At 73.0% G+C, this 26,607-nt stretch carries 26 protein-coding genes; 14 read left to right on the forward strand and 12 right to left on the reverse strand.

Annotated elements, in window-relative coordinates; all coding sequences use genetic code 11:
• Positions 1 to 78: 78 nt before the first annotated feature.
• Together MPTA5024_RS19940 and MPTA5024_RS19945 are read right to left on the reverse strand one after the other, a co-directional pair.
• The gene (locus MPTA5024_RS19940) at positions 79 to 1,626 is read right to left on the reverse strand and encodes an amino acid permease (protein ID WP_036325637.1); all 1,548 of its coding nucleotides are present in this window, start codon (positions 1,624 to 1,626) and stop codon (positions 79 to 81) included.
• Between the two features lie 10 nt (positions 1,627 to 1,636).
• Positions 1,637 to 2,560 carry a phosphotransferase gene (locus tag MPTA5024_RS19945; protein WP_051458377.1) on the reverse strand — a complete coding sequence of 308 codons (924 nt, stop codon included), beginning with the start codon at positions 2,558 to 2,560 and terminating at the stop codon, positions 1,637 to 1,639.
• Positions 2,561 to 2,632: 72 nt separating this feature from the next.
• Between MPTA5024_RS19945 and MPTA5024_RS19950 the strand changes: the two genes are divergently transcribed.
• Positions 2,633 to 5,071 (forward strand): GcvT family protein, encoded by a 2,439-nt coding sequence (locus MPTA5024_RS19950; protein WP_036325642.1) that lies wholly within the window; start codon positions 2,633 to 2,635, stop codon positions 5,069 to 5,071.
• 112 nt (positions 5,072 to 5,183) lie between these two features.
• On the opposite strand, the gene MPTA5024_RS19955 is transcribed toward MPTA5024_RS19950, so the two are convergent.
• Entirely contained in the window at positions 5,184 to 6,062 is an 879-nt protein-coding gene (locus tag MPTA5024_RS19955; RefSeq protein WP_036325643.1) for a sugar kinase, read from the reverse strand.
• A gap of 99 nt (positions 6,063 to 6,161) precedes the next feature.
• The gene (locus MPTA5024_RS19960; RefSeq protein ID WP_036325646.1) at positions 6,162 to 6,707 is read right to left on the reverse strand and encodes a type 1 glutamine amidotransferase domain-containing protein; all 546 of its coding nucleotides are present in this window, start codon (positions 6,705 to 6,707) and stop codon (positions 6,162 to 6,164) included.
• Positions 6,708 to 6,844: 137 nt separating this feature from the next.
• Between MPTA5024_RS19960 and MPTA5024_RS19965 the strand changes: the two genes are divergently transcribed.
• From MPTA5024_RS19965 to MPTA5024_RS19975, 3 genes are all read left to right on the forward strand, one after another.
• Complete coding sequence (locus tag MPTA5024_RS19965) at positions 6,845 to 7,639, forward strand: DUF72 domain-containing protein (RefSeq protein WP_051458378.1); 795 nt, start codon at positions 6,845 to 6,847, stop codon at positions 7,637 to 7,639.
• 198 nt (positions 7,640 to 7,837) lie between these two features.
• Positions 7,838 to 8,308 carry a hypothetical protein gene (locus tag MPTA5024_RS19970; RefSeq protein ID WP_036325649.1) on the forward strand — a complete coding sequence of 157 codons (471 nt, stop codon included), beginning with the start codon at positions 7,838 to 7,840 and terminating at the stop codon, positions 8,306 to 8,308.
• Positions 8,309 to 8,320: 12 nt separating this feature from the next.
• The gene (locus MPTA5024_RS19975; protein ID WP_198167238.1) at positions 8,321 to 9,802 is read left to right on the forward strand and encodes a multicopper oxidase family protein; all 1,482 of its coding nucleotides are present in this window, start codon (positions 8,321 to 8,323) and stop codon (positions 9,800 to 9,802) included.
• Between the two features lie 107 nt (positions 9,803 to 9,909).
• On the opposite strand, the gene MPTA5024_RS19980 is transcribed toward MPTA5024_RS19975, so the two are convergent.
• Positions 9,910 to 10,476 (reverse strand): hypothetical protein, encoded by a 567-nt coding sequence (locus MPTA5024_RS19980; RefSeq protein WP_036325652.1) that lies wholly within the window; start codon positions 10,474 to 10,476, stop codon positions 9,910 to 9,912.
• Between the two features lie 230 nt (positions 10,477 to 10,706).
• Here MPTA5024_RS19980 and glnII point away from each other — a divergent pair, with 230 nt between their 5' ends.
• The 6 genes from glnII (at position 10,707) to MPTA5024_RS20010 (ending at position 16,548) form a co-directional block, all read left to right on the forward strand.
• A complete protein-coding gene (gene glnII, locus MPTA5024_RS19985) occupies positions 10,707 to 11,720 on the forward strand; it encodes a glutamine synthetase (RefSeq protein WP_036325653.1) in 1,014 nt (337 codons plus the stop codon).
• A 107-nt stretch (positions 11,721 to 11,827) separates the two neighbouring features.
• Positions 11,828 to 12,871, forward strand: a complete 1,044-nt coding sequence (locus tag MPTA5024_RS19990; RefSeq protein WP_232326545.1) for a glycerophosphodiester phosphodiesterase family protein — start codon at positions 11,828 to 11,830, stop codon at positions 12,869 to 12,871.
• Positions 12,872 to 13,044: 173 nt separating this feature from the next.
• Positions 13,045 to 13,992 carry a metal ABC transporter substrate-binding protein gene (locus tag MPTA5024_RS19995; RefSeq protein ID WP_036325657.1) on the forward strand — a complete coding sequence of 316 codons (948 nt, stop codon included), beginning with the start codon at positions 13,045 to 13,047 and terminating at the stop codon, positions 13,990 to 13,992.
• Positions 13,989 to 14,822, forward strand: a complete 834-nt coding sequence (locus MPTA5024_RS20000) for a metal ABC transporter ATP-binding protein (RefSeq protein WP_084369817.1) — start codon at positions 13,989 to 13,991, stop codon at positions 14,820 to 14,822. The genes MPTA5024_RS19995 and MPTA5024_RS20000 overlap by 4 nt, the downstream gene beginning before the upstream one ends.
• Positions 14,819 to 15,697 carry a metal ABC transporter permease gene (locus MPTA5024_RS20005; RefSeq protein ID WP_036325659.1) on the forward strand — a complete coding sequence of 293 codons (879 nt, stop codon included), beginning with the start codon at positions 14,819 to 14,821 and terminating at the stop codon, positions 15,695 to 15,697. The genes MPTA5024_RS20000 and MPTA5024_RS20005 overlap by 4 nt, the downstream gene beginning before the upstream one ends.
• Positions 15,694 to 16,548, forward strand: a complete 855-nt coding sequence (locus MPTA5024_RS20010; RefSeq protein ID WP_063794715.1) for a metal ABC transporter permease — start codon at positions 15,694 to 15,696, stop codon at positions 16,546 to 16,548. Before MPTA5024_RS20005 ends, MPTA5024_RS20010 begins: the two co-directional genes overlap by 4 nt.
• Positions 16,549 to 16,561: 13 nt before the next feature.
• Here the strand turns inward: MPTA5024_RS20010 and MPTA5024_RS20015 are convergent, their stop codons facing one another.
• The 3 genes from MPTA5024_RS20015 to MPTA5024_RS20025 form a co-directional block, all read right to left on the reverse strand.
• The gene (locus MPTA5024_RS20015; protein WP_036325661.1) at positions 16,562 to 17,743 is read right to left on the reverse strand and encodes a zinc-dependent alcohol dehydrogenase; all 1,182 of its coding nucleotides are present in this window, start codon (positions 17,741 to 17,743) and stop codon (positions 16,562 to 16,564) included.
• A gap of 191 nt (positions 17,744 to 17,934) precedes the next feature.
• The gene (locus MPTA5024_RS20020; RefSeq protein WP_036325663.1) at positions 17,935 to 18,210 is read right to left on the reverse strand and encodes an isoamylase early set domain-containing protein; all 276 of its coding nucleotides are present in this window, start codon (positions 18,208 to 18,210) and stop codon (positions 17,935 to 17,937) included.
• Between the two features lie 118 nt (positions 18,211 to 18,328).
• On the reverse strand, positions 18,329 to 19,021 hold the full coding sequence (locus MPTA5024_RS20025; protein ID WP_036325664.1) for an SDR family NAD(P)-dependent oxidoreductase: 693 nt from the start codon (positions 19,019 to 19,021) through the stop codon (positions 18,329 to 18,331).
• Between the two features lie 95 nt (positions 19,022 to 19,116).
• Between MPTA5024_RS20025 and MPTA5024_RS20030 the strand changes: the two genes are divergently transcribed.
• Entirely contained in the window at positions 19,117 to 19,752 is a 636-nt protein-coding gene (locus MPTA5024_RS20030) for a TetR/AcrR family transcriptional regulator (RefSeq protein WP_198167239.1), read from the forward strand.
• A 7-nt stretch (positions 19,753 to 19,759) separates the two neighbouring features.
• Here MPTA5024_RS20030 and MPTA5024_RS20035 read toward each other — a convergent pair whose 3' ends face one another.
• From MPTA5024_RS20035 to MPTA5024_RS41075, 3 genes are all read right to left on the reverse strand, one after another.
• Positions 19,760 to 20,578, reverse strand: coding sequence for an SAM-dependent methyltransferase (locus tag MPTA5024_RS20035; RefSeq protein WP_036325668.1), 819 nt, complete (start codon positions 20,576 to 20,578; stop codon positions 19,760 to 19,762).
• A gap of 150 nt (positions 20,579 to 20,728) precedes the next feature.
• The gene (locus MPTA5024_RS20040; protein ID WP_051458379.1) at positions 20,729 to 21,802 is read right to left on the reverse strand and encodes a sulfite oxidase; all 1,074 of its coding nucleotides are present in this window, start codon (positions 21,800 to 21,802) and stop codon (positions 20,729 to 20,731) included.
• Positions 21,803 to 21,919: 117 nt separating this feature from the next.
• Complete coding sequence (locus MPTA5024_RS41075; RefSeq protein ID WP_157099570.1) at positions 21,920 to 22,081, reverse strand: hypothetical protein; 162 nt, start codon at positions 22,079 to 22,081, stop codon at positions 21,920 to 21,922.
• 174 nt (positions 22,082 to 22,255) lie between these two features.
• Here MPTA5024_RS41075 and MPTA5024_RS20045 point away from each other — a divergent pair, with 174 nt between their 5' ends.
• On the forward strand, positions 22,256 to 24,214 hold the full coding sequence (locus tag MPTA5024_RS20045) for an ABC1 kinase family protein (RefSeq protein WP_036325671.1): 1,959 nt from the start codon (positions 22,256 to 22,258) through the stop codon (positions 24,212 to 24,214).
• 36 nt (positions 24,215 to 24,250) lie between these two features.
• Here the strand turns inward: MPTA5024_RS20045 and MPTA5024_RS20050 are convergent, their stop codons facing one another.
• Complete coding sequence (locus tag MPTA5024_RS20050) at positions 24,251 to 25,030, reverse strand: SDR family NAD(P)-dependent oxidoreductase (protein WP_036325672.1); 780 nt, start codon at positions 25,028 to 25,030, stop codon at positions 24,251 to 24,253.
• 114 nt (positions 25,031 to 25,144) lie between these two features.
• Between MPTA5024_RS20050 and MPTA5024_RS20055 the strand changes: the two genes are divergently transcribed.
• On the forward strand, positions 25,145 to 26,014 hold the full coding sequence (locus tag MPTA5024_RS20055; RefSeq protein WP_036325675.1) for a sigma-70 family RNA polymerase sigma factor: 870 nt from the start codon (positions 25,145 to 25,147) through the stop codon (positions 26,012 to 26,014).
• A 26-nt stretch (positions 26,015 to 26,040) separates the two neighbouring features.
• Positions 26,041 to 26,502 (forward strand): carboxymuconolactone decarboxylase family protein, encoded by a 462-nt coding sequence (locus tag MPTA5024_RS20060; RefSeq protein ID WP_232326546.1) that lies wholly within the window; start codon positions 26,041 to 26,043, stop codon positions 26,500 to 26,502.
• Positions 26,503 to 26,607: the final 105 nt, after the last annotated feature.

Genomic DNA, 26,607 nt, shown 5'->3' on the forward strand with positions numbered 1-26,607 from the left:
GACCGCCGATCTGGATGAAAGCGGCGCAGACACGCGTACGGCCCGCTCGGGGGCGGGCCGTACGGGGGAGTGGGGGTGTCAGGCGACCGGCTCGGGCTGGTCGATCTCGTCGATCGTCCGGCGCGGGCCGGTGAACCAGTTCTTGGCCGACAGGTTCCACCACAGCGCGATGCCGATGAGGACGGCCCCGACGGCGATGGGCGCGTAGTTCACCGACGTCCAGGCGAAGTCCTTGTTGCCCGGGACGCCGGAGGGCGCGATCGGCAGGATGAAGTAGATCGAGATGACCGCGATCTCGATCACCGCGATCCAGCCGAGCACCTTGTACTTGCGGCCCAGCGTCCACGGACCGGCCTGGAAGGAGTCGCCGGCCCGCAGCCGGAGCCAGATCGGGATGAGGAAGGCCAGGTAGAGCCCGATCACGGCGATCGACACGACGGCCAGGAAGGCGACCGGGGTGGCGCTTCCGGGAGGGGCGTACAGCGCGGGCAGCGTGATCAGCAGGGCCACCAGGCAGCCGCCGATGATCGCGTTGACCGGGGTGCGGTTGCGGTCGACCTTCGACCAGAGCCGCCACCCGGGAACGGCGCCGTCACGGGAGAAGGCGTAGGTCATCCGGGACATCGAGGTGACGCAGCTCATCCCGCAGAAGAACTGCCCGATGGTGGAGATGCCGAAGACCACGGTCGCAAGGGTGGACGACAGCGAGGAGGTGAAGATCGCCCCCACGAAGCCGAACTCCTTGTTGACCGCGTCCACGTCGGTCGCCGCGAACAGGAACGCCAGCAGCAGGATCCAGCCGCCGATCGCCGAGTAGAAGATCGACTGCCACAGGCCCTTCGCCGCCGACGTCGAGGCGCCGTGGGTCTCCTCCGAGACGTGGGCGCACGCGTCGAAGCCGGTGATCGTGTACTGCGTGAGCAGGAAGCCCAGCGGCAGGACGTACAGCCAGAACGTGGGGCCCGAGCTGCCGTTGCCGAAGCCCGAGTTGTTGAACTGCTCGAACAGGAAGCCCACGCTCTGGTGCTTGGACGGCCCGAAGATCAGGATAAGCACGACGGCGGCCGCGCCGAACACGTGCCACCAGACCGAGACGTTCTGCAGCACCGAGATCAGCCGGTGGCTGAAGATGTTGATCAGGGCGTGCAGCACCAGGATCACGGCGAACAGCAGGAACGTCTGGTGCAGCGCGTTGCCGGCCGCCCAGCTGTCGCTGAACCGCCCGATCACGATGTTGAGGAACGTGGCGCAGCCGTAGTCGACCGAGGCCGTCACCGCGATCAGGCCGATCAGGTTGAGCCAGCCGGTGAACCAGCCGTGCACCGGCCTGCCCAGCTTGGCGGCCCACCAGTAGATGCCGCCCGCCGTCGGGTACGCCGACACCAGCTCCGACATGCAGAAACCGATGATCAGGATGAAGGCGGAGATGAGCGGCCAGCCGACGGAGATGGCCAGCGGCCCGCCGTTGTTCCACGCCTGCCCGAAGGTCGTGAAGCATCCGGCCAGGATCGAGATGATCGAGAAAGAGATGGCGAAGTTGGAGAACCCGCTCCACGTGCGGGCGAGTTCCTGCCGGTAACCGAGTTCTGCGAGTCGCCGGGCGTCGTCGTCGAGGGCTTGCGCCATGAGGCCTCCTCTAACTGGTGCGGGGTGTCCGGCCGCCGGCCTGATCGATCAGGCGGCCGAAGGCGGGATCCTCGACGTCGCGTACGGCCTGCGCGAACTTGTCGGCGGCCTCAGCGGTGTAGTCGAAGTCTGGGTGGGCCGGGTCGCGGACCAGGCCCTGGTGCACGACGAACCAGAGTGTCCAGGTGAGGTTGGACATGATCAGGTTCAGGCGCACACGGGGGAGCTGCTCGTCGTCCCCGAAGTACGCCCGGGTGAGCCGGGCGACCTGGGCGGGGTCGAAGTCGGCCTCGGCGGCGATGTCGCCGAGCTCGAAGCAGGGGTCGTTGTTGCCGGACAGCTGGTAGTCGACGATGCGGACGCCCTCGCGGGTGGCGATGAGATTCTCGGCCAGCAGGTCGTTGTGGCACGGCACGGACGGCAGGGGCCGCCGGGCCAGCGCCGCCTCGATGTCGGCCGCCACCGGCGTCACGTCGTCGTAGCCGGGTGGGGGAGCCAGGCCGCGGGAGCGGCACAGCTCCCGCAGCTCCTCGAGCTTGCGGAAGATCGAGAAGTCGTTGACGAAACGGGGGCCCGCGTGCAGGCGGCGGCACGCGGCGGCGATCTCACCGATCATCGAGCCGACCGCCGGGCCGTCGAGCGTGGTCCCCTCGATGTACTCCAGCAGGACGGCGCCCGGGAGCACGCGGACGACCCGGGCGCCCACTCCCGTCGAGGCGGCGCGGACGGTGTTGTCGATCTCCTGGTCCAGCGGGATGCCGAGACCGGTCGCGGCGATCCGCGGGTCGAGCACCCGGAGGATCCATCGCTCGCCGTCCGCGCTGTCGAGGCGGGCGATGTGGTGGCTGAGCCCGCCCTTGATGACGGTGGAGGTGACGGGGCGACCGGCCCAGGCCGTGACGAGCTCCAGTGCGTCGCCGACGGGATCTGGCATGCCCGGCTCCTTTTGGTCTACCTTCAGACCATTGATCCGATTGTCTGGGCCGGGTGTTACAGGACGGTACCAATGTCGCAACTTCCAGCTGACGCCCGCGTCGTCGTGATCGGCGGCGGTGTGGCCGGCTGCAGCGTCGCCTACCACCTCGCCCGGCTCGGCTGGACCGACGTCCTGCTGGTCGAGCGGCACGACCTCACCGAGGGCACGACCTGGCACTCCGCGGGGTTCGTCGGACAGCTCAGGTCGACGGTGACGCAGACGCGCATGATCATGTATTCGGCCGGGCTCTACCCTGAGCTGCGCGAGCTCACCGGGCTCGACCCGGGCTGGCACGGCGTCGGCGGCCTCCGCCTCGCGACCACCCCCGAACGCCTCGAGGAGCTCGTACGGCAGGCCGGCGCGGCCGAGACGTACGGGCTCGACCTGGAGGTGCTCGACGCGCGGGGAGCCCTCGACCGGCTCCCGCTGCTGGAGGTGGCCGACGTGCTGGGCGCGCTCTGGCTGCCCGGGGACGGCTGGCTCGACCCGGCCCGCCTCGGCCGCGCGCTCGCGGAGGGCGCCCGCAGGCTCGGCGTCCGGATCGTCACCGGCGTCGAGGTGACCGGGATCGACTCCGGCGGCGGCCGGGTGCGGGCCGTACGGCTCCGGGAGCGGCCGGACGCGCGCGGCGCCGATCACGGCGAGCACGTGGTGCGCACGGAGATCGTGGTCGACGCGGCGGGGGCGGCGGCCGGGGTCGTCGGCCGGATGGCCGGCGCGCACATCCCGGTCGTGCCGATCAGGCACCAGTACGTCGTGACCCCGCCGGCGGGCGTCCCGGCGGACACGCCCACCGTGCGGGACCCCGACAACATCGTGTACTTCCGTGAGGAGGACGGCGGCATCCTCGTCGGCGGCTACATCCGCAGCCCGCAGGTCTGGGACACCGACCGGCCGCTGGCCGAACCCCGCACGCTCTTCCCCCCCGATATGCCGAAATTTCGTGAATCGTGGGAGTCGGCGGTGCGGAGGGTCCCGTCGCTCAAGGCCGTGGGCCCGGGGGACGACCCCTCGGCGTTCCGGAAGGTCGTCCACGGGCCGGAGGCGTTCACGCCTGACGGCGAGTTCCTGCTCGGCGAGACGGCGGTGCGGGGCCTCTGGGTGGCCGCCGGCTTCTGCGTGCACGGCCTGGCCGCCGCGGGCGGCGTCGGCAAGGTGATGGCCGAGTGGATCGTGGACGGCGCGCCCGAGTACGACGTCTTCGGCATGGACGTGCGCCGGTTCGGCGGCCATGCCCGCTCAGCCCGCTGGGCCAGGGACAGGGCGATCGACTCCTACAGCGCCTACTACGACATCGTGTATCCGGGCGAGGAGCGCACGGCGGCCCGGCCGCTGCGCCGGTCGCCCGCCTGGGTGCGGCACGCCGCCCTGGGCGCATCGTTCGGGGAGAAGGCCGGCTGGGAACGGGTCAACTGGTTCCCGTCGTCGGACGAGCCGCGGGGTGAGCCGTCCGAGGGGCCGCGGGGCTGGGCCGGCCGGGTGTGGTCGCCGGCGATCGCCGAGGAGTGCCGGGCCACGGCGGAGGCCGCGGGCCTGTTCGACCAGACGTCCTTCGCGAAGCTGGAGATCTCGGGCCCGGACGCCGCCGCGGCGCTCGAGTCGGTCTGCGGCAACACCCTGGACCGCCCGGTGGGCTCGGTCGTCTACACCCAGATACTCGGCGAGCGCGGCGGCGTCGAGGCCGACGTGACCGTCACGCGGCTGGCCGAGGACCGGTTCCGCCTGGTCACCGGCACCGCGTTCGGCGTCCACGACGCGGCCCTGCTGCGCGCCCGGGGGCTGCGGGTGGACGACGTCACCTCGGCGTACGCCTGCTTCTGTCTCTGGGGGCCGCGCGCGTACGACATCCTCGCCCCGCTGACCGGCGACGACCTGACGTTCGGGTACATGCGGGCCGCAGAGATCGGCGTCGGATACGTCCCGGTGCTCGCGCAGCGGGTCACGTTCGTGGGCGAGTTCGGCTGGGAGCTGTACTGCCCGTCCGAGTACGGCCTCACCCTGTGGGACACGCTCGTGGAGGCCGGTCTGCCGCACGGCATGCGGCCGGCGGGGTACCGGGCGCTCGACTCGATGCGGCTGGAGAAGGGCTACCGGATCTGGGGACTCGACGTCACGCCGGAGACGACGCCGCTGGAGGCCGGGCTCGGCTTCGCGGTGCGGCCCGGACGCCGGGGGGAGATGCCCCGTCCCCGCTCGACCCTGCGCTGCCTCGTGGTGGACGACCCGCGGGAGGTGTGCCTCGGCGGCGAGCCCGTGCGCCTCGGCGGGCGTCCCGTCTCCCGCGTCACCAGCGGCGGGTACGGCTGCCGTGTCGGCCGCTCGATCGCGTACGCGTACCTGCCGGTGGGCGTGGAGACGGGTGAGCGGGTGGAGATCGGGGTCAACGGCGCCTGGGCCGGCGCCCAGGTGGTCGCGGAGCCGCTGTACGACCCCGAGGGCGTCCGCGTCCGGGCCGAGCCCTGGCGATGACGCGGCCGCGCCGCGCCGGAGGGCCGCGCCGGAAGCGGGTGGGCGGGCCGGGAGCGGGCGGGCAGGCTCAGGCGGAAGCTCGCCGGAGGGCGGCCGGGAGAGGGCGGGCGGCTCAGGGCGGGAGCTCGCCGCGCGTGGGCAGGCCCTGCCAGGAGCTCGGGCTGGCCACGGCGAACGCGGCGAGCGCGATGCCGCGCTTGAGCCGGTCGGCGGGGTGCAGCCCGTCGAGCAGCGCGCTGAGGTAGCCGGCCGTGAAGGCGCCGCCGACCCCGGTCGGGTCGAGCGCGGTCACGGGGGCCGCCTGGGTGTCGTAGCGCAGCCCGTCGACGGTCGCGCTGGCGCCCTTGGCCCCCCGGGTGACGACGAGCTCGGGGACCCGCGCCAGCACCGGATCGACGAGCGTCAGCTCGTCCTGGTTCGCGAACAGCACGTCGGCCGACGTGGCCAGCTCGGTCAGGCCCTGCCGGGCCTCGTCCACGCTCTCCCACAGGTGGGGGCGGTGGTTGACGTCGACGGAGACGAGCACGCCGGCGTCCCGCGCGAGCTTGACGGCGTGGTGGACGGCGCTCCACGCGAAGCCGCTGAGCCCGATCGTGATGCCCGTGACGTGCAGGACCCGGGCCGACTGGACGGCCTCGGCGGGCACGTCGCCGGTGGACAGGCGCGAGCCGGCCGAGCCCTCGCGGTAGTGGACCTCGTGGGAGGAGCGGCCGATGCGGCGCTGGCGGACGACCAGCCCGGTCGGAGCGGTCTCGTCGACCCGGACGTGGGAGACGTCGACGCCCTCGCCGCGCAGCGCGGTGAGCGTGCGGACGCCGATCTCGTCGACGCTGACCCGGCCCAGCCAGGTCACCTCGTGACCCAGCCGGGCCAGGCCGATCGCCGTCGTCAGCTCCGGGCCCTCGATGTCGAGGCGTACGGTCGCGTCGTGCCGCAACCGGTCCGCCGTGACGACACCCAGCGCCTCTCCGAGCGTGAACACCTCGGTCATGCGTTCCGTCTCTCCCGCGGCCGTCCGCCGTCACCGTGATGATCGGCGGATGCCGGACAGCATGGCAGACGCGGATCGGCCCGGGGAAGGCGGTCCGGGTCAGCCGCCGAACGCGTCGACGGCCGCCTGGCAGAACGCCTTGAGGTCGTCCGGCTTGCGGCTGGTGACCAGCGTGTTCGGGCCGGCCGTGCACACCATGACCTCCTGGTCGACCCAGGTGGCCCCGGCGTTGCGCAGGTCGGTCTGCAGGCTCGGCCAGGAGGTGAGGGTGCGGCCGCGGACCACGTCCGCCTCCACCAGCGTCCACGGGGCGTGGCAGATCGCCGCGACCGGCTTGCCGGCCTCGAAGAACGCCTGCGCGAACCGGACGGCGGCGGGCTGGGTGCGCAGGAAGTCGGGGTTGGCCACCCCGCCCGGCAGGACCAGCCCGTCGAAGTCGGCGGCGGACACCTCGTCCACGGTCGCGTCGACCGGGAAGGTGTCGGCCTTGTCCAGGTGGTTGAACGCCTGCACCCGGCCTGACCCGGTCGAGACCAGCTTGGGGGTGCCGCCCGCCTGCTGGACGGCCTTCCACGGCTCGGTGAGCTCGACCTGCTCGATGCCCTCGGGGGCGACGAGGAATGCGATCGTCTTGCCCTGAATCATCGTGCTCCCCTTCTCGGGCGCGCCCACCGGCCCCGATCGGAGCCGGCGCGGCACGCCCTGGCTGCGGCTTTGTCCGTTCTTGACCTCGCCTGCCCCGCGACCCGCGATCTATTCCGGATGCTGGGTAGGGGAACGGCATGCCGGTCTTCGTCGGGACCTCCGGGTGGCAGTACGCCGACTGGCGGGACGTGGTCTACCACGGCGCGCCGCAACGCCTCTGGCTGGAGAGGTACGGTGAGCTGTTCGCCACCGTCGAGAACAACAACGCCTTCTACCGGCTGCCGAAGCGGGAGACGTTCGAGGCGTGGCGGGAGCGCACGCCCGGGGACTTCGTCATGGCCGTCAAGGCAAGCCGGTTCCTGACGCACATCAAACGGCTGAAGGACCCCGAGGAGCCGGTACGGCGGCTGATGGGCGTGGCGGAGGGGCTCGGCCCGAAGCTCGGCCCGATACTGCTGCAGCTCCCGCCGACCCTGCAGGCCGACGCCGGGCGGCTGCGCGACTGCCTCGGCCGGTTCCCGCGCAGGGTCAGGGTGGCGGTCGAGCCGCGCCACGCCTCCTGGTGGACCGAGGAGATCCGCGACCTGCTCGCCGAGTTCGGGGCGGCGCTGTGCTGGGCCGACCGGTGCGGGCGCCCCACGTCGCCCCTGTGGCGCACGGCCGGCTGGGCGTACCTGCGCTTCCACGAGGGGAGCGCGCACCCCTGGCCAACGTACGGGAGGCAGGCGCTCGGGAGCTGGGTCGACCGGCTGGGCGACGCCGGCGACGCGTACGTCTACTTCAACAACGACCCGGGTGCGGCGGCCGTCCGCAACGCGGTCACGTTCGCGGAGCTGGCCGAGGCGGCGGGCCGGGAGGTCGGCCGGGTCAGGTCCCCCGAGCGGTTGGAGGACGCGGGCCGGGAGGCCGGGTGCGGACGGCCGAACGAATAGGGAAAGCCCTCGGCCCGGCATAGGGATTTCCCGGATTCCTCCCAGGTCCCCCGGACGTACGTTCGGCCCATGCCGCATCGGCCCGGCCTGACCGGCGAGCGCAGATCCCCTTCCACCGGAAGAACGAGCCTGTCGAAAGGGCGTGGCGCCGGACGGCGGCATGGCGAATCCGCCCGACCTCGTGGAGGAAGGAGAACCATGAGAACCGTTTACAAGATCGTGGCAGGCCTCGTCGCCGTGGAGGTCGTCGTCCAGGCGATGGCGATCGTCCTGGCCGTCGCCGGGGAGGGCAAGTGGATCGAGGACGGCGGCGTCCTCGACAAGGCGGTCGTGGAGAGCCAGGAGACCGTCTTCCCCGAGGTAATCGGCTACGCGGTGCACGGGATCAACGGCACGACGGTCATCCCGCTGACGGCACTGATCCTGCTGGTCGTGTCGTTCTTCGCGAAGACCGCGGGAGCGGTCAAATGGGCGGGCCTGGTCCTGCTGCTCGTCGCGGTGCAGGCCCTCCTCGGGATCTTCAGCCACGTCGTTCCCGCGCTGGGCGCCCTGCACGGCCTCAACGCGCTGCTGCTCTTCCTGGCGGCCATCCGCGCCGCGCGACTGGGCCGGGACCAGGTCGTGAGCCCGGTCGCCGACTCGGGAGCCCGCCTCACCGCGCAACCGTGACGGGTGCGCCCGATGCGGTGGAACCGCCAGGTCGACGGCCGGCTCACCCTCGCCTTCGCGGTCATGGCGGCCGCCGTGGTCCTCGGACCGCTCGTCTGGTTCTGGCACGCCAGCCTGCTTCCCTCCGCGTACTCCGTGATGGGAACGGGGTACGCGGAGACGACGGGGGCGCACGGCGGTCACGGGGGGAGCGCGACGGGCGGGCGTGCCGTCACCTCCCTGATCGACGACCCCGATCGCCCGGCCGACGTGGCGGTGACGCTGACCGCGCGCAGGCAGCGGTTCCGGCTGCCTTCCGGGCGCCTCGTGGACGGCTACACCCTGAACGGCGGGTCGCCGGGCCCGGCCATCCACGCGACGGCGGGGCAACTGGTGCAGGTGCGGCTCGTCAACGCGTCGGTGCCGGAGGGAGTCACGCTGCACTGGCACGGCGTCGACGTGCCCAACGCGGAGGACGGGGTCGCGGGGGTCACCCAGGACGCCGTCGGCGTGGGCGAGGAGTTCACCTACCGGTTCGTCGCCGACCGTCCCGGCACCTTCTGGTACCACTCCCACCAGATGTCCGACGAGCAGGTCCGTGACGGGCTGTTCGGCGCCCTGGTGGTGACTCCGGCCACCCGGGCCGCGGGCGAGGCCGACGTGACGGCTCTGGTGCACCTGTACGACGGGGTCCGCACGATCGACGGGCGTGAGGGCGACGTGCGCGTCGAGGCGTCGCCGGGGGAGCGTGCCCGGGTGCGGATCGTCAACACCGAGAACGGCCCGATGCCGGCGTGGGTCACGGGGGCGCCGTTCCGGCTCGTCGCCGTCGACGGCACCGATCTCAACGGGCCCACCGATGTGCGGGACGCGGCGGTGCTCGTGACGGCGGGCGGCCGCGCCGACGTCGAGGTCACCATGCCCGAGGACGGCTCGCCGGTCCGGGTCCAGCTCGGCGGCTCGTCGGCCGTGGTGCTCGGTTCGAGGTCGTACGACGCCCCGACGGCCGGGCGGCCCGCCGCGACGCTGGATCTGCTCTCGTACGGGGTGAGGGCGCACGTGGGGTTCGACCCCGACCGGCCCGATCGGCGGTTCGACTACGCGATCGGCCGCCGGCCCGGATTCCTCGACGGGAGGCCCGGGCTCTGGTGGACCGTCAACGGACACCTGTACCCCGACACGCCGATGTTCGTCGTCTCCGAGGGCGACGTCGTCCGCATGCGCATCTCGAACCACAGCGGCGAGGTCCACCCCATGCACCTGCACGGCCACCACGCGCTGGTGCTGAGCCGCGACGGAGTGCCCGCGCGCGGGAGCCCCTGGTGGGTCGATTCCCTCAACGTCGCCGACGGCGAGTCATACGAGATCGCCTTCGTCGCGGACAACCCCGGCATCTGGATGGACCACTGCCACAACCTGCCGCACGCGGCCGAAGGGCTCGTCGCCCACCTGATCTACGAGGGGGTGACCACGCCGTTCTCCATGGGAGGGCCGGCGCGGAACACGCCGGAGTGACCGGCGGTGTCCCGCAGGAACGCGGAGCGCGGCGGTGCGGCTCGGGGAGCGCACCGCCGCGCAGGCGGTTCCGCGGGTCCGGCGTGGGGCGGCCGGTCCTGGCGGGGTCAGATACGGCGGCCGGGGTCATCGGCCGAGGGGCTGCCCGCGACCAGCCGGTCGCCCGACTGCTGGGCGGGGACGGAGACGTGGTGCCGGCCGGTCGCCGCGGCCGTCTCGTCGCGGTCGTCCACGCCGTCGCCGTCCCGGTCCACGACGACGCCGGCGGGGCGGCGCAGCGGCCGGGTGGCCGGCGCCGGGGCGGTCTCGTCGCGGTCGTCGACGCCGTCGCGGTCGCGGTCGACCCCGGCGGTCGTGGCGGGCGTGGTCTCCAGACGGCGCTCCAGGTCGCGCTTCTCGGCCTCGAGGCGGGACACGCGCTCGCGCTCGGCGAGCTGGGCCTCGCGCCGGCGGCGGCGCTTCACGGCGGCGCGGCGCATGCCTCCGGTGACCATCAGCAGGCCGATGAAGAACACCGCGGTCGTCGCGACCCCGGCGATGAACAGCTCGAACGGGCTGAGGTGGAACGTGCGGTCCAGCACGGTGACGGGCATCGTGTTCGCCGTATCGTTCACGGACACCTCGATCAGGGCCGCTGCCGCGACCAGGATGAGAAGAAGTCCCAGTAAGACCATGTGACCCTCACTCCCAGCGGATTGCGTTTCGTGGGCACAGGTCCGACTTCCCTGTACGGCACGGATCATGTCTGTTCGCGGTCGATTCGTTGAGAGCCACGTCACAGTGGGGTAATGGCAAAATCTGCGACTTAACAAGCCGTTCACATTCGGGCAAAAGGCTCGAAATGCGTATTCAGCATTCTCGACCGTGGCGGACGAATGCGCCTGCGTCTTTTGAAGGGAACGACGTGTCCTACAAGGCTGAGTACATCTGGATCGACGGCACCGAGCCCACCGCGAAGCTCCGGTCCAAGACCAAGGTCCTTGCCGACGGCGCCGAGCCGCCGATCTGGGGGTTCGACGGGTCCAGCACCAACCAGGCCGCGGGCGACGCGTCGGACTGCGTGCTCAAGCCGGTCTTCACGTGTCCCGACCCCATCCGCGGCGGCGCCAGCGTCCTGGTCCTGTGCGAGGTCCTCCTCCCGGACATGACGCCCCACCCGAGCAACAGCCGCGCGCTGCTCACGCCCGTCGCCGAGCGGTTCGCCGAGCAGGACTCCTGGTTCGGCATCGAGCAGGAGTACACGTTCTTCAAGGACGGCCGTCCGTACGGCTTCCCGGTCGGCGGCTTCCCCGGCCCCCAGGGCCCGTACTACTGCGGCATCGGCGCCGACGAGGTCGTGGGCCGCGACATCGTCGAGGCGCACCTCGACGCGTGCATCGAGGCCGGCCTGAAGATCTCCGGCATCAACGCCGAGGTCATGCCCGGCCAGTGGGAGTTCCAGATCGGCCCGGCCGGGCCCATCGAGGTCTCCGACCACCTGTGGATGGCCCGCTACCTGCTCTACCGGATCGCCGAGGACTACGGCGTGGCCGCGACCCTCGACCCCAAGCCGGCCAAGGGCGACTGGAACGGCGCCGGCGCGCACACGAACTTCTCCACGGCCGCCATGCGCGAGGGCTACGACCCGATCGTCACCGCCTGCGAGGCGCTGGCCGAGCGCGCCGCCGAGCACATCAAGGGCTACGGCTCCGGCATCGAGCAGCGGCTCACCGGCCACCACGAGACCGCGCCGTGGAGCGAGTTCAGCTACGGCGTGTCCAACCGCGGCGCCTCCGTCCGCATCCCGTGGCAGGTCGCCATCGACAAGAAGGGCTACATCGAGGACCGGCGTCCCAACGCCAACATCGACCCGTACGTCGTGACCCGCCTCATGGTCGACACCTGCTGCTCCGCCCTGGAGAAGGCCGGGCAGGTCTGACCGCGGCCTCCCCGGCTCCGCGCGGCTCCCGCCTCCCCGGCGGGAGCCGTTCCTTTACGCTCCCGGCCGCCGCCCCGGCGGTGCGCGCGGACGGTACGGTGGCCGCTGTGCTGCTGCAGCCCGGACCGGCGGATGCCGACAGGCGCGACCGGGAACCCATCGTCATCGGCCACCGCGGCGCGGCCGCGCTCCGCCCCGAGCACACCCTGCTCTCCTACGAGACGGCCGTCGCTCTGGGCGCCGACTTCGTCGAGCCCGACCTCGTCTCCACCAAGGACCACGTCCTGGTGGCCCGGCACGAGAACGAGATCTCGGGCACGACCGATGTGGGGGACCACCCCGAGTTCGCCTCCCGCAGGACCACCAAGACCGTCGACGGCGTCCCCGTCACCGGATGGTTCACCGAGGACTTCACGCTGGCCGAGCTCAGGACGCTGCGCGCCAAGGAGCGGATCCCCGGCCTGCGCCCGGGCAACACCGCGTTCGACGGCGTGGCCCTGATCCCGACGTTCGACGAGGTCGTGGAGCTGGCCCAGCGGCACGGGGTCGGCGTCTACCCCGAGACCAAGCACCCCACGTACTTCGACTCCCTCGGCCTGCCGCTGGAGGAGCCGCTGCTCGACGTGCTGGCCCGGCACGGCTGGAAGGACCGGCGCGACCGCGTGTTCATCCAGTCGTTCGAGACGGCCAACCTCCGGGATCTGCGCACCAGGACGACGCTCCCGCTGATCCAGCTGATCAACACCTCCGGCGCGCCGTACGACCGGGTGGCCGCGGGCGACCCGCTCACCTACGACGGGATGGTCACGCCGCAGGGGCTCGGGGACGTGGCCGAGTACGCCGACGGCGTGGGCGTGGCCACCTCGCGCATCGTGCCGGCGGGCCCGGACGGGCGCCTGCTCGCGCCGGCCACGCTGATCCGGGACGCCCACCGGGCCCACCTCGACGTCCACGCGTGGACGATCCGCGACGAGAACTCCCAGCTCCCGGTGGACTACCGGCTCGGCGACCCGGCGAGCCCGGCCCACCCCCGGGCGACCGGGAACGTCACGGGCTGGCTGAACACGCTTTACGACCTCGGCGTCGACGGCGTCTTCGCCGACAACCCGGGCACGGCCAGGGCCGTGCTGGCGGCCCGCTCGCGCCGCTGACCCCCCTCGCCCGGCCTCGTCGTGCCCGGTCCCCTTGTGGGGGCCGGGCACGACTCGTACATGAAGGACCTCATGGGCCAAGTTGACAATGATTTTCATTTACGGGACGATTCTGGAAGGATCCGCTTCAAGAGGTCCTGTAACCACTACGAACCAGCGTCCCGAGGACCCTTGTGATTCCGCCTCTCGCCAGATCGTTGCCGGTCGCGGCACTCCTCGTCCTGTTCGCCGGCGCCTGCGGCTCCGGTTCCGGCGCCTCGGCCGCCGGGGGTTCCGGCCGGCTCCAGGTGGTCGCGACCACCACCCAGATCGCCGACTTCGCCCGTGCCGTCGGCGGCGACGAGGTCGAGGTCCACCAGATCCTCAAGCCGAACGTCGACCCCCACGACTACGAGCCCTCGCCCCTCGACATCAAGGCCATCGCCGAGGCGGACGTCGTCGTGAAGAACGGCGTCGGCCTGGAGAGGTGGCTCGACTCCGTCATCTCGTCGGCCGGCTTCGACGGCCCGGTCGTCGACGCGAGCCGCGGCGTGACGATCCGTCAGGGCGACGGGTCCGCGGAGGAGGCCGCCGGCGACCCCCACATCTGGCACGACCCGCGGAACGCGAAGATCATGGCGGCGAACATCGAGAAGGCCTACGAGGCGAAGGACCCGGCGGACGCGACGGCGTACCGGGCGAGCCTCGCGGCGTACGACGCGAAGCTCGACGCGCTCGACGCCGACATCGCCAAGAAGATCGACTCTATCCCCGCAGACCGGCGCAAGCTGGTGACGAACCACGACGCCTTCGGCTACTACCTCGACCGATACAAGCTGACCTTCGTCGGCTCGATCATCCCGAGCTTCGACACCTCCGCCGAGCTGTCCGGCAGGCAGATCTCGGACCTGGTCGCCAGGATCAGGGCGACCGGGGTGACCGCGATCTTCTCGGAGTCGTCCCTGCCGCCGAAGACGGCGGAGGCGATCGGGCGCGAGGCCGGCGTGAAGGTCGTCGCGGGCGAGGACTCCCTCTACGGGGACACGCTCGGGCCCGCCGGTTCGGCCGGTGCCACCTACCTGCAGATGGAGGAGCACAATACCGACATGATTGTCAACGCCCTCAAGGACCCGGCGGCATGACCCCCACCCCCGAGACGCGGAGCCCGCTGACCGCCGCCGAGGGCGGCGACGGCCGCACCGGCGAGCCGGAGACGGCCCGGCCGGCCGCCCTGGTGCTCGACCGGGCCAGCGTGGCGTACGGCGAGGTTCCGGTGCTGGAGGAGCTGCACGGCACCGTCTACGAGGGCGAGGCCGTCGCCCTGATCGGGCCGAACGGCGCGGGCAAGTCCACGCTGATCAAGGCCCTCCTGGGGCTGGTCCCCGTCGTGCGCGGCCGGATCGAGGTGCTGGGCGCCGCCCCCGCCCAGGCCCGGCGCGACGTCGCGTACGTCCCCCAGGCCGACACGCTCGACCCCGACTTCCCGGTCTCCGTCGAGCAGGTCGTGATGATGGGCCGCTACCGCAGGATCGGCTGGCTGCGCCGTCCCTCCGCCGCCGACCGGGCCGAGGTCGCCGCGGCGCTGGAGCGCGTGGGCCTCGCGGGGCGGGCGCGCGACCGGTTCGGCACGCTGTCGGGCGGCCAGCGGCAGCGGGTGCTGCTCGCCCGGGCCATCGCCGCCCGGCCCCGGCTGCTGCTGCTGGACGAGCCGTTCAACGGCGTGGACGCGGTCAGCCAGCACGCCATCCTGGAGGCCATGAACGGGCTCAAGGCGCAGGGCGCCTCGGTGGTCGTCAGCACGCACGACCTCGCCGTGGCCCACCTCGCCTGCGACGAGGTGTGCCTGCTCAACCGGCACCAGTTCGGATTCGGGCCGACCGAGGCGACGCTCACGCCCGAGCGGCTGCGCGCGACGTACGGCGGGCACGCGCTGGAGCTGCGCGGCGACCGGGTGATCGTGACCCAGACATGAGCCTGTTCGAGCCCTTCCAGCTGCCGTTCATGGCCAGGGCGCTGGTCGAGCTGGTGATCCTCGGCGCGCTCGCCGGGACGGTCGGCGTCCTGGTGCTGCTCCGCCGGCTGGCGTTCGCGAGCGACACGCTGACCCACACCGTGTTCCCCGGCGTGGTGATCGGCTACCTCATGGCCGGCGACGGGGGCATCTTCTGGGGCGCGCTCGCCGCGGGCGTGGTCACCGCCGTGCTGCTCACGCTGCTCACCCACCGGCGCCGGGTGAGCGAGGACGCCGCGCTGGCGATGCTGCTGACCACGCTGTTCGCCATCGGCGTGGTGCTGGTCTCCCGGCAGACGGGCTACACGTCGGACCTGACCGCGTTCCTGTTCGGCCGCGTGCTGACCGTCACGGGAGAACAGCTCGCGGAGACGGCCGTCGTGACCGTCCTCGTCGTGGCCCTGCTGGCCGCGCTGCGCCGGCCGCTCCTGATGCGCGCGTTCGACCCCGAGGGCGCCCGCGCGGCCGGGGTGCCGGTCGGACTGCTCGACCTGGTGTCGAACGTCGTGATCGCGCTGGTCGTCGTGGCCGCCGTCCGGGCCGTCGGCACGATCCTCGTGATCGCGCTGCTGATCGTCCCGGCCGCCGCCGCGCGGGCGCTGTCCGACCGGCTCGCGGTCATCGTGCCGCTCGCCTGCCTCATCGGGGCCGCGGGCGGCTGGCTCGGCCTCGCGGCCAGCTACGAGGCGTCCGTCGAGCACGGCCTGCGCCTCGCGTCCGGCGGCACGGTCGTGCTCGTCCTCGTCGCGCTGTACGGCCTGGCGGCGGCCGCGGGGGCCGCCCGCCGGCGGATCCGGCTCGGCCACACCGGGGCGGGACTGGAGGCGCTGCGGTGACCTGGCTCGACTCCACCGTCCACCGGGCCCTCGTCGAGGCCGCCATGGTGGGCGCGCTCGGCGGGGTGGTCGGGGTGTTCGTGATCGTCCGGCGGCTGCCGTTCTTCGCGATGGCCCTCACGCACGCCACGTTCCCCGGCATCGTCGTCGCGGCGCTGCTCGGGCTGAACCTCTACCTCGGCGGCGGCCTGTTCGGCGTGCTCGTCGTGCTCGCGGTCGTCGCGTTCAGCCGGGTGCGCGGCCAGGACTTCACGTCCGCCACCGGGATCGCGCTGTCCGGGGGCTTCGCGCTCGGCGTCGTCCTGGTGTCGTCCCAGGACGGCTTCTCCAAGGACCTGACGGCGTACACGGTCGGCGACGTGCTGGCCGTGAGCACGGGCGACCTGGCGATCACGGCCGGTGTGGCGCTGGCGGTCGTGCTCGTGCTGGCCCTCGTCGGCAAGGAACTGCTGCTGGCCGCCTTCGACCCCACCGGGGCCTCGGCCCTCGGCCTGCCGACCGCCCTGCTGGACTTCGCCCTGCTGGTGCTCATCGAGGTCACCGTGGTGGCCGTCGTCCCCGCGCTCGGGGCCATCCTGGCGGTGGCGCTGCTCGTCGGCCCGGCGGCCACCGCTCGGCTGCTGAGCGACCGGCTCGCGGTGCTCTTCCCCGTCGCGGCGGCGATCGGCGTCCTGTGCGCCCTAGCCGGCGTGTGGGTCTCCAGCCAGTGGAACATCGCGGCCGGGGCGTCGATCGCGCTGCTCGTCGGCCTCGTGTTCGGGCTGGCGTTCCTCGGCTCGGCCGTCCGGGGGCGGGCCGGGCGTGCGCGGGCGGCCGGGCCGGCGGCCCTCCCGGAGGAGGCGCGCGCCTGACCCGGCGCCGGGCTCAGGGCCGGAGCAGGACCTTGATCGCGCCGTCCTCCTTCTTCTGGAAGATCTCGTACCCGTGCGGCGCCTCGTCGAGGGGCAGCACGTGCGTGGCGAGGTCCTCCACGCCCAGGGGGTCGGCGTCGTCGGTCACCAGCGGCATGAGGTCGTCGATCCACCGCTTGACGTGCGCCTGGCCCATCCGCAGCGCCACGCCCTTGTCGAACATCTGCAGCATCGGCAGCGGGTCGGTCATCCCGCCGTACACGCCGCTGACCGAGATCGTGCCGCCGCGCCGCACGGTCTCGATGGCCTGCTGCAGGGCGGCGAGCCGGTCGACGCCCACGCGGGTCATCATCGCCGCCGCGGCCCGGTCCGGGAGCAGCGAGGTCATCGTCTGGGCGAGCTTGCCGCCGGCCGAGCCGTGGGCCTCCATGCCCACGGCGTCGATGACCGAGTCGGTGCCCCGCCCGCCGGTCATCGACCGTACGGCCCCGGGCACGTCGTCGACCTGCGATCCGTCGATCACCTCGACGCCGTGCCGGCGCGCCATCTCCAGCCGCTCCGGGACGACGTCCACCCCGATCACGCGGTAGCCGCGGTACCGGGCGACGCGGGCCGACATCTGCCCGATGGGCCCGAGGCCGAAGACGGTCACGCTGCCGCCGTCGGGCACCTCCGCCCACTCCACGGCCTGCCACGAGGTGGGCAGCACGTCGGACAGGTAGACGAAGCGCTCGTCCGGCGGGCCCTCCGGCACCTTGATCGGGCCGAAGTGGGCCTGCGGAACCCGGAGGTACTCGGCCTGGCCGCCCGGGACCTCGCCGTACAGCTTGGTGTAGCCGAACAGGGCCGCGCCGGTGTCGTACTCCCGGACCTGGGTGGTCTCGCACTGCGCGAAGAGCGCGCGGTCGCACATGTAGCAGTGGCCGCAGGAGATGTTGAACGGGATCACCACCCGGTCGCCGGGGGCGATGTGGGTGACCTGCGCGCCCACCTCCTCGACGATCCCCATCGGCTCGTGGCCGAGGACGTCCCCCTCGCCGATGAACGGGCCGAGGAGCTCGTACAGGTGGAGGTCGGAACCGCAGATGGCCGTGGTGGTCACCCGGATGATCGCATCGGTCGGTTCCTTGATGGCGGGGTCGGGGACCTCCTCGACGCGGACGTCCCGCTTCCCGTGCCAGGTGACTGCCTTCATCGTGCCCTCCCGCGTCGTCGTCGGCCCGTACGGGCCCTCACTGCGCGACGGCGGGCCCCGGGGCCGGGGCCGGGCGGTGCCGGAGGGAGCGGCTGCCGCCGGTCCGCCGCGCGCCAGGTCCACGTATGCCCCCGGTCGGGAGGGGGAAACGGCCGGTCCCCGGGACGGCGTCCCGGGGCGGTGCGGGTGTGTCAGAGGTGGACGACGCTGCCGTGGTCGTCGATGAGGTCGGCGCTCTCGTCGTCGAACCACAGGCCGCCGGTGGCGAGGTAGCGGAAGCGGTGGGCGCCGGGCGGCAGGATGATCGAGACGCTCCGGATGCCGCTCCGCCGGCGCAGCAGCTCGTGGTGGCCGGGCCGCCAGTCGTTGAAGTCGCCGACGACGCTGACGACTCCCTCGGGCCGGTCGGCGGGCAGGGCGAACGTGACACGGGTCTTCTGTCCGAAAAGCCGGGACCGCTTGAGCATGGGATCCTCCCCAGGAGCCGGGATGCCCACAGGGTGGCGTCTCGGGGCCAGTGGGAGAAATGGGACACGCGGTACGTAACACAATTTTCACCAACCTTTTCGCATGCCCCTCCCGGCGTCAGGCGAGCCGAGCGACGGCCGCCCGGACCAGCGCGACGTCGCCCAGGACCACCTCGGTCCCCTGCGTTCCCGCGTGCATGCTCCAGTGGGTCTCGGCCACCGTCTCCGGCGACGCGGGGGAGCCGGGCGCGACCACGGCCGCGATGGGCAGGTGGCCGACGCGCACGCCCGTCCCGTCGAGCGCCTCGGCGAGGGCCAGCGCGTAATTGCGCAGGCCGGCGACCGCGATCCCCACGTTGCCCAGGTACGGGATGGGGTGGATCGCCGACACGCCGGATGTGAACAGCAGCGTGCCCGACCCGCGCTCGACCATCGCCGGAAGGACGGCCCGCACGGCCGTGACCGCGGCCAGCACGGTGACCCCGAACGCGTCCCGCGCGCCGTCCACGGTGACGTCCAGGACCGGGGCCAGGCCCTCCGGCGCGCCGGCCGCGTTGTGGAGCAGCACCTGTGCGGGCCCGGCCTCGCGCTGGATCTCCGCCAGCGCCTCCTCTAGGGCCGCCGGGTCGGCGGCGTCGGCGGGGAAGGCCCGGGCCTCGATCCCCTCGGCGCCGAGCTCGCGGACGTGCCGGTCCAGCCGTCCGGCGTCCCGGGCGACGAGGGCGGCCCTGAACCCCTCCGCCCCGAAGCGGCGGGCGGTCGCCATGCCGATCCGCGGGCCGGCCCCGATGATCACGATGGTCGGTCTCATGTCAGGTCCTCCAGAAGTCGAGGGTATGCCTCACATTTTCTGCGTACGGTAGCACGAACCTGAGGGCATGCCTCGACTTCGGTAGGATGGCGAGCGTGACCGCCGAGACCCGACCACTCCGCCGCGACGCCGTCCGCAACCGCGAGGCCCTGCTCGCGGCGGCCCGCGAGGTGCTGGCCGAGCGCGGCGCCGACGCCCCGCTGGAGGCCGTGGCCCGGCGGGCCGGGGTGGCGATCGGCACGCTGTACCGGCACTTCCCGGCCCGGGCCGACCTGGTCGACGCGATCCTGCTGGAGAAGCTGCGGACCTGGGCCGCCATCGGCCGGGAGGCCGCGGCCGCCGCGGATCCCTGGGAGGCGTTCGTCCACTACCTGCGCCGGGTGTGCGAGACGCAGGCCGGCGACCGGGCCTTCGAGGATCTCGCCTGCCGCCGGGTGCTGGAGGGGAAGGAGGCGGGCGACGTCAGGGCCGAGGTCTACCGGCTCACGACGGGCGTGATCGACCGGGCCAGGGCCGCGGGGCGGCTGCGGACCGACTTCACGCTGTCCGACCTGTCGTTCGTCGTCTGGGGCGCGTCGCGGGTCCACGAGATGACCGCGTCCGTACGGCCCGGGCTGTGGCGGCGCCACCTGGAGCTCATCCTGGACGCCCTGCGGGCGGAGAACGCCCACGACCTGTCCGAGCCCCCACTGGGCTCCGAGGAGCTGGCGGCGCTGCTGTCCGAGCGGTGAGATCCGGTCAGAGCGCGCGGCCGACGCCGCAGAGGAACCAGGTCGGCAGCTCCTTGCCGCCGAAGTCGGCAGAGGAGGCGTCCGGCTCCGGATGCCACTCGTCGAGCCGGACGAGTCCAGGTTCGACCAGCTCGAATCCGTCGAACAGCTCGCTGATCCGCGCCCGGCTCCGCAAGGTCACTGCGGCGCTGGCCCGGCTGTAGACCGACGCGCCCAGATGCGCGGCCCCGGCCCGCTCCTCGGCCGTGACGTGGGACATGACGAGGTAGCTGCCCTCCGGCAGGCCGTCCCGCAGCCTGCGGATCAGGTCGCCGGGCTTGTCGGAGTCGGGCAGGAAGTGCAGGACGGCGACGAGGAGGACGGCGACCGGCTCGGAGAAGTCGAGCAGCGCCTCGAGCTCCGGGTTGGTGAGGATGTCCTCCGGGTCGCGCAGGTCGCCGCGGACGGTGACCGTGTTGGTGGCGTTGGACAGCAGCGCCCGGGAGTGGGTGAGCACGACCGGGTCGTTGTCCACGTAGACCACGCGGGTGCCCGGGTCCACCTCGGCCGCCACCTCGTGCACGTTGCCCTTGGTCGGCAGGCCGGTGCCGATGTCCACGAACTGCCGGATCCCCGCCTCCGACACCAGGTGGCGCACGGCCCGCCGCATGAAGGCCCGGTTGCGCCGGGCCAGTTCGCGGGCCTCGGGGGCGACCTTCAGGACGCGCTCGGCGGCCTCGCGGTCGATCGGGAAGTTGTCCTTGCCGCCGAGGAAGTAGTCGTACATGCGCGCCGCGTTCGGGATGTGCGCGTCGATGCCCTGCTGCGCCGCGCCGTCGTCGGTCACGCGTCCGCTCCTTCCCGGAGACTCGGGCTGAACGTGCACCTTCCGCGAGCATAGGAGTCGCTACCGGAAATTGAAATGAATTTCCGCTTTCGGTGCCCTGATGGGCGAAATCTCCGGCCTATAGCGCTTTCGAGCGGTCCGTTTCCGATCTCAGCGCGCGGTCACCGTGACGGGATGGGCGAGGACCGAGTTGTGACAGTAGCCGAGGGCGTTCCAGGGTGTCCGGTCGGGCTGCCGGCGGCCCCGCTCGTCGGTGGCCCGGACCCGGACGACGTGGTCGCCGGGAGCGGGATCCCAGGGGAACTCCCAGCGCGCCCACACGCCGCGACCTCCCTGGGCCTCCAGGTCGGCGGTCCGCCAGGGGCCGTCGTCCAGGCGGTACTCGACCGTGGCGACGCGGCTTTCCCCGGCGTACGCCCGGCCCCTGACCAGACGGGGGCCGGCGGGCAGCCGGGCCGGCCAGGGCAGTTCCACCAGGCTCGCCACCGGCGTCTCGGTGATGGGCACGGGGGCGGGGCGGTCCGGGGTGACGATGACGTAGTCCTCCGTGGTCCACGGGACGCGCAGCGGGCGGTCGGAGACCTGGATCCTGCCCACCCACTTGATGCTCGCCGCCCCGAGCCAGCCCGGGACCACGACGCGGGCGGGGAACCCGTGGTCGGGCGGCAGCGGCTCGCCGTTCATCGCCAGCGCGAGCAGGGTGTCGCCGGCGAGCGCCTTGGCGAGGGGGAGCGGGCGGCGGGCGCGCGCCTCGTCCAGCGACTCGGGCATCACCTCGCGCGCATCCGAGGTGATGCCGGCCGGTTCGAGCAGGTCGCGCAGGCGGATGCCGGTCCACTCGGCCGTGCCGATCGCGCCGCGTCCCCACGAGACCCCATCGAAAGGCGCGCCCTGCTCCTCGCCGAACAGCCGGCGCCGGTTGCCCGCGCACTCCAGCGTCCGGACGACGGACAGCAGCGGGAACCGGCGCCACAGTTCGTCGTACGTGTAGGTGATCGGGCGGCGGACGCCAGCGCCGTCCACGCGCAGCGTCCAGGCGGCGGGGTCGATCACCGGGGTGGGCGCGTGGTTGCGGACGAAGAAGCGGTCCACCGGGGTGAGGAAGCCCGGCATGCGGTCGGGCCGGGTCCCGTAGTCGAGGTCGCTGCCGGTGTCCTCCATCAGGCCGGCAGGGGTGGGCTTCACCACCGGCCGCGTCGTCCGCGTGAGCGTCCGTCCCGCCATCGCGCACCTCCGCTCGTATGGCGCCTCACGCGGCGAGGACCCCGTGAGGCGTACGGCGGGGCCGGGGGCGCCCCTCCTCCACGGTAGACGGGGCGAACGGGGGAGGGGGCGGGAGGGTCAGCCCAGGTGGCGGCTCGCGCGTGCCGCGTGGTCCTGCGCCCAGGAGGCGAGGCGGGACCAGCGGCGGGCGGAGGCGAGGCGGTGGACGAGCCGGGCCTCGCCGGCCTCCCGGCGCAGCTCCAAGGCGCGTTCCGCGGCGAGCGCGTAGTCGTTGTACATGATCGGCTCCAGACGTCGTGACTGGCTTCGTTGATTTCGGCAGTTACAACGGTAGTCGTCAACCAGTAACTGGTCAAATTTATTTCACCGGTCACTTGCCTTCTTCTGGTCGCCAGGGGCGGGCTAGAGTGGCCGCGATCATGCGCAGACGACCGCGACCGGACGGGGGCGACTGTGGACGCGTTGGTGTGGGTCGTCGTCGCGGCGACGGTCGTCCTGCTGGTCATCGGCTTCGCCCTGGCCGCCCGGCGGCTCCTCGGCCTGCGCTTCGGCGTCGTGCGGACCCTGCTCGGCGGCGGCCTGGCCGTCCTGCTGGCCGGCCCGGTCGGCCGGATCCTCGCAGGCTCGGTGTCGTCGGACGAGCCGGGCATCGCGCCGCTGTGGTTCCTCATCCTGGCGGTGGCGTGCGCGCTGCTGGCCTCGATGGTGTTCCTGGTGGTCGCCGAGGCCCTGGTGCCCACGGGTTCGGTGCCCGGCCCGGTCGAGCTGGCGAGGGCGGCCAGGCGCGCGCTGCTGCGCTCCCGGCGCTACCTGCGCATCACCCGCATCCTCATCCGCCACGGCCTCGGCCCCTATCTGCGGGGCCGTGCCCCGGACCTCGACGCGCCCTCCAGCCGGGCCCGGCTGGCCCGCTCTCTCCGCAGGGCCCTGGACGAGGGCGGGGTCACGTTCGTGAAGCTGGGACAGGTCCTGTCGACGCGCGGCGACCTGCTGCCCCCGGAGTTCGTGGACGAGCTGCGCCTGCTGCAGGACAGGGTCGAGCCCGCGCCCTGGGAGGAGATCGAGCGCGTGCTCGCCGACGAGCTGGGCGGGCCGGTGGACGAGGCGTTCGCCTTCTTCGAGCGCGAGCCGCTCGCGGCGGCCTCGATCGCGCAGGTCCACCTCGCTCGCCTCCCGTCCGGCGAGGAGGTCGTGGTCAAGGTGCAGCGGCCGGGGATCGCGCCCGTCGTCGAGCGGGATCTCGACATCGTCGCGCGCCTCGCCCGTACGGCGGAGCGGCGCACCCGCTGGGCCCGGGGCGTCGGCCTCGGGGACCTCGCCCGGGGGTTCGCCCAGGCGCTGCGCGAGGAACTGGACTTCCGTGTGGAGGCGACGAACATGGCGGCCGTCGCCGCCACCTCGGCGCGGTCGGACGTGCGGACGCCCACGCCGTACCCGCAGCTGAGCGGCCGCCGCCTGCTCGTGATGGAGCGGCTGGACGGCACCCCGCTCGGCGCCGCCCAGGACGCGCTGGGCGACCGCGAACGGCGGGAGGCGGCCACGACCCTCCTGCACACGCTGCTGGAGCAGATCCTGCTGCACGGCGTCTTCCACGCCGACCCGCATCCCGGGAACATCATGCTGCTGGCGGACGGGCGTCTCGCGCTGCTCGACTTCGGGTCGGTCGGGCGGCTCGACGCGTCGGTCCGGGCCTCGCTGCAACGCCTGCTCGCCGCGCTCGACCGGGCCGACCCGATGGGCGTCGGCGACGCGCTGCTGGAGCTGGTGCCCCGCCCCGACGAGATCGACGAGCGCGAGCTGGAACGGGCGATCGGGCGTTTCATGGCGAGGCACCTCGTGCCCGGTGTGACCCCGGACGTCCAGATGTTCGGCGACCTCTTCCGGATCGTCTTCGCCCACGGGCTGTCGGTGCCTCCGGAGGTGGCCGCCGTGTTCCGGGCCCTCGGCACGGTCGAGGGAACGCTCGCCCGCCTGTCTCCCGGGTTCGACATCGTGGAGGAGGCGCGCGGCTTCGCCGGCCGGCACCTGCCCGTTCCCGGCGACCGCGACCAGGTCCGCACGCTCGTCACCCAGGAGGTCGTGCGCCTGCTGCCCGTGCTGCGGCGGCTGCCGCGCAGCGTGGACCGGATCGTCGGCGCGGCCGAGAACGGCCGGTTCAGCGTCAACGTCCGCCTGCTCGCCGATGCCCGGGACCGCCGGCACCTGACGGGCCTGCTGCACCAGGTGCTCCTCACGGTGCTGGCCGCCACCGCGGGGATCATGGCCGTGCTCCTGCTCGGCGCCGGCGGCGGCCCGCGGGTGACCGACGCCGTCGGCCTCTACCAGCTCATCGGGTACAACCTGCTCGTCGTGAGCGGGATCCTCGCGCTCCGCGTTCTTGTGGTCGTCTTCCGGGAACGCCGCGAGGACTGAGGCCGGCCGTCGTGCGGCGGGTCCGGCGTGCCTCGGTCAGTGCGCCTCGGGGTCGCGGGCGAGGACCGACCGTCCGCCGTCCACGGGCACGGTGGCGCCGTTGACGAACGAGGCGCCGTCCGACAGCAGGTAGGCGATCACGGCCGCCACCTCGTCGGCCCGGGCGACCCGGCCGAGGGGGTGCAGCCGTCCCATCTCCCCCTCCACCCGGGCCGCCGCGGCCGGGTCGAGCGAGGCGAGGAACGCCTCATACCGCTCGGTGGTCACCGAGCCGGGCGCCACGGCGTTGACGCGGACGCCCCGGGGGCCGTACTCCACGGCCAGCGCCCTCGTCAGCCCCTCGATCGCCGCCTTGGCCGTGACGTACGGCGTGCAGCCGGGGACGGCCCGCCGGGCCTGGTGGGACGACACGTTCACGATCGCCCCCGGCGTCCCCGCGGCCAGGAATCGCCGGACGGCCGTGGCGCAGCCCGCGAGCGGAGCGGCGAGGTTCACCCCGACGAGATCCAGAATCTCGGCCGCGGACGAGGTGTGCACCGAGGCGTCCCGGAAGACGGCCGCGTTGTTGACCCAGCCCGCGAGCGGCGCGGCCGCCTCCGCCAGGTCGGCCGCCTTCCCGGCCACCGCCTCGTCGCCCGCGTCGCCGGTCACGGCCGCCACCCGGGAGCCCGCCGGATGGTCCGCCGTCCACTCCAGCGCGGCCGGGTCCAGTTCGATCGCCACAACCACGGCCTCGGGATCGGCCAGGAGCCGCTCCACCGCAGCCCTCCCGATGCCGCGTCCTCCGCCGGTCACCACATACGAACGACTCGCCATGATCCGACCCTAACCGCCATCGGCCGGGAGCCTCCGAGGAGCCGGCGTGGGCCCTTCTGTCACATTCGCCGGGTCCGCGGGTTCATCTCCGTGGATGAGAGGAAGGTGTGCCCGATGGACGAGACCGAGTGGCTGGCAGAACGGTTCGAACGGCACCGGCCCCGGCTGCGGGCGGTGGCCTACCGGATGCTCGGCTCGCCGGCCGAGGCCGACGACGCCGTCCAGGACGCCTGGCTGCGGCTGAGCCGATCCGACGTGGACGAGATCGACGACCTCGGCGCCTGGCTGACCACCGTCGTCGCCCGGGAGTGCCTGCACATGCTGCGCTCGCGACGGCGCCGGCGGGAGGATCCCGACGTGCCGGAACCGGTCGCCGTCCCGGACGCCGGCCTCGGCCCCGAGCAGGAGGCCCTGCTGGCCGACTCGGTCGGCCTGGCCATGCTGGTGGTGCTCGACCGGCTCAGCCCGGCCGAGCGGCTGGCATTCGTGCTGCACGACATGTTCGAGCTGCCGTTCGAGGAGATCGCCGGCATTCTGGGCCGCACCCCGGCCGCCACGCGGCAACTGGCCAGCCGGGCACGGCGCCGCGTGAACGGGGCCGAGGCCCCGGATCCCGACCTGGCGCGGCAGCGGCAGGTGGTGGACGCCTTCCTCGCGGCCGCGCGAGCCGGCGACTTCGACGCGCTCGTCCGGATCCTCGACCCCGATGTCGTCCTGCGCACCGACTTCGGCCCCGACGGGGGGCCGGTCCTCGTCCGCGGCGCCGCGGCGGTGGCCAGGCAGACCGGCGGCGGCCGCGGCGGCCGGCTGCACCCCGTGCTGGTCGACGGAGCGGTCGGCGCGGTGGTCAGCCGCGACGGGCAGCCGTTCGCCCTGCTGGTGTTCACGGTCGTGGAGGACAGGATCGCGGCCATCGACGGCATCGGCGACCCGGATCGCGTCCGCTCTGTCACATCGGCCCCCGGCGCGGGCTCAGAGAGATGACGACTTCGACGAACAGGGAGGACTCTGTGGCGATACGGATACCCGAGATCAACACCTTGGTGCCCGAGATCCAGGAGGTGGCGCGCGCACTGGTCAAGGCGACCGGGAACGGATCGGTGCCGTCGGGCACGATCAGCCTGGTCTACCTGCGGGCCGGCCAGCTCGTCGGCAACACCTACCAGGTCCTGCGGCACACGTCGGACCTGCGGAGGGCCGGCGAGTCCGAGGAGCGGATCGCGTGCGTGGCGTCCTGGGGAGACGCGACGTGCTTCACCGACGCGGAGCGGGCCGCGCTGGCGCTGACCGACGCCGTGTTCCAGCCGAATCCGCGGGGGGAGGAGCGGGTGCCGGACGACCTGTTCGCGGAGGTCGCCGAGCACTACGACGAGAAGGCCCAGGCCACCCTGACGGCTGTGATCGCCTCGGCCGGGTTCTGGATGAACGTGGCCCTCGTCCTCAAGCCGCCGCCCGCCGGCCAGGCGGCCTGACACCCGGGATCGTCGGGCCGGCGCCCCGGCGTGCTCCCGGGCCCGGCCAGGCTCGGCGGCGTCCCGGAGCTCCAGGACGCCGCCGGGCCCGCCCGCCGTACGACC

It is taken from the genome of Microbispora sp. ATCC PTA-5024 (assembly GCF_000511135.2).
GTDB classification, from domain to species: domain Bacteria; phylum Actinomycetota; class Actinomycetes; order Streptosporangiales; family Streptosporangiaceae; genus Microbispora; species Microbispora corallina.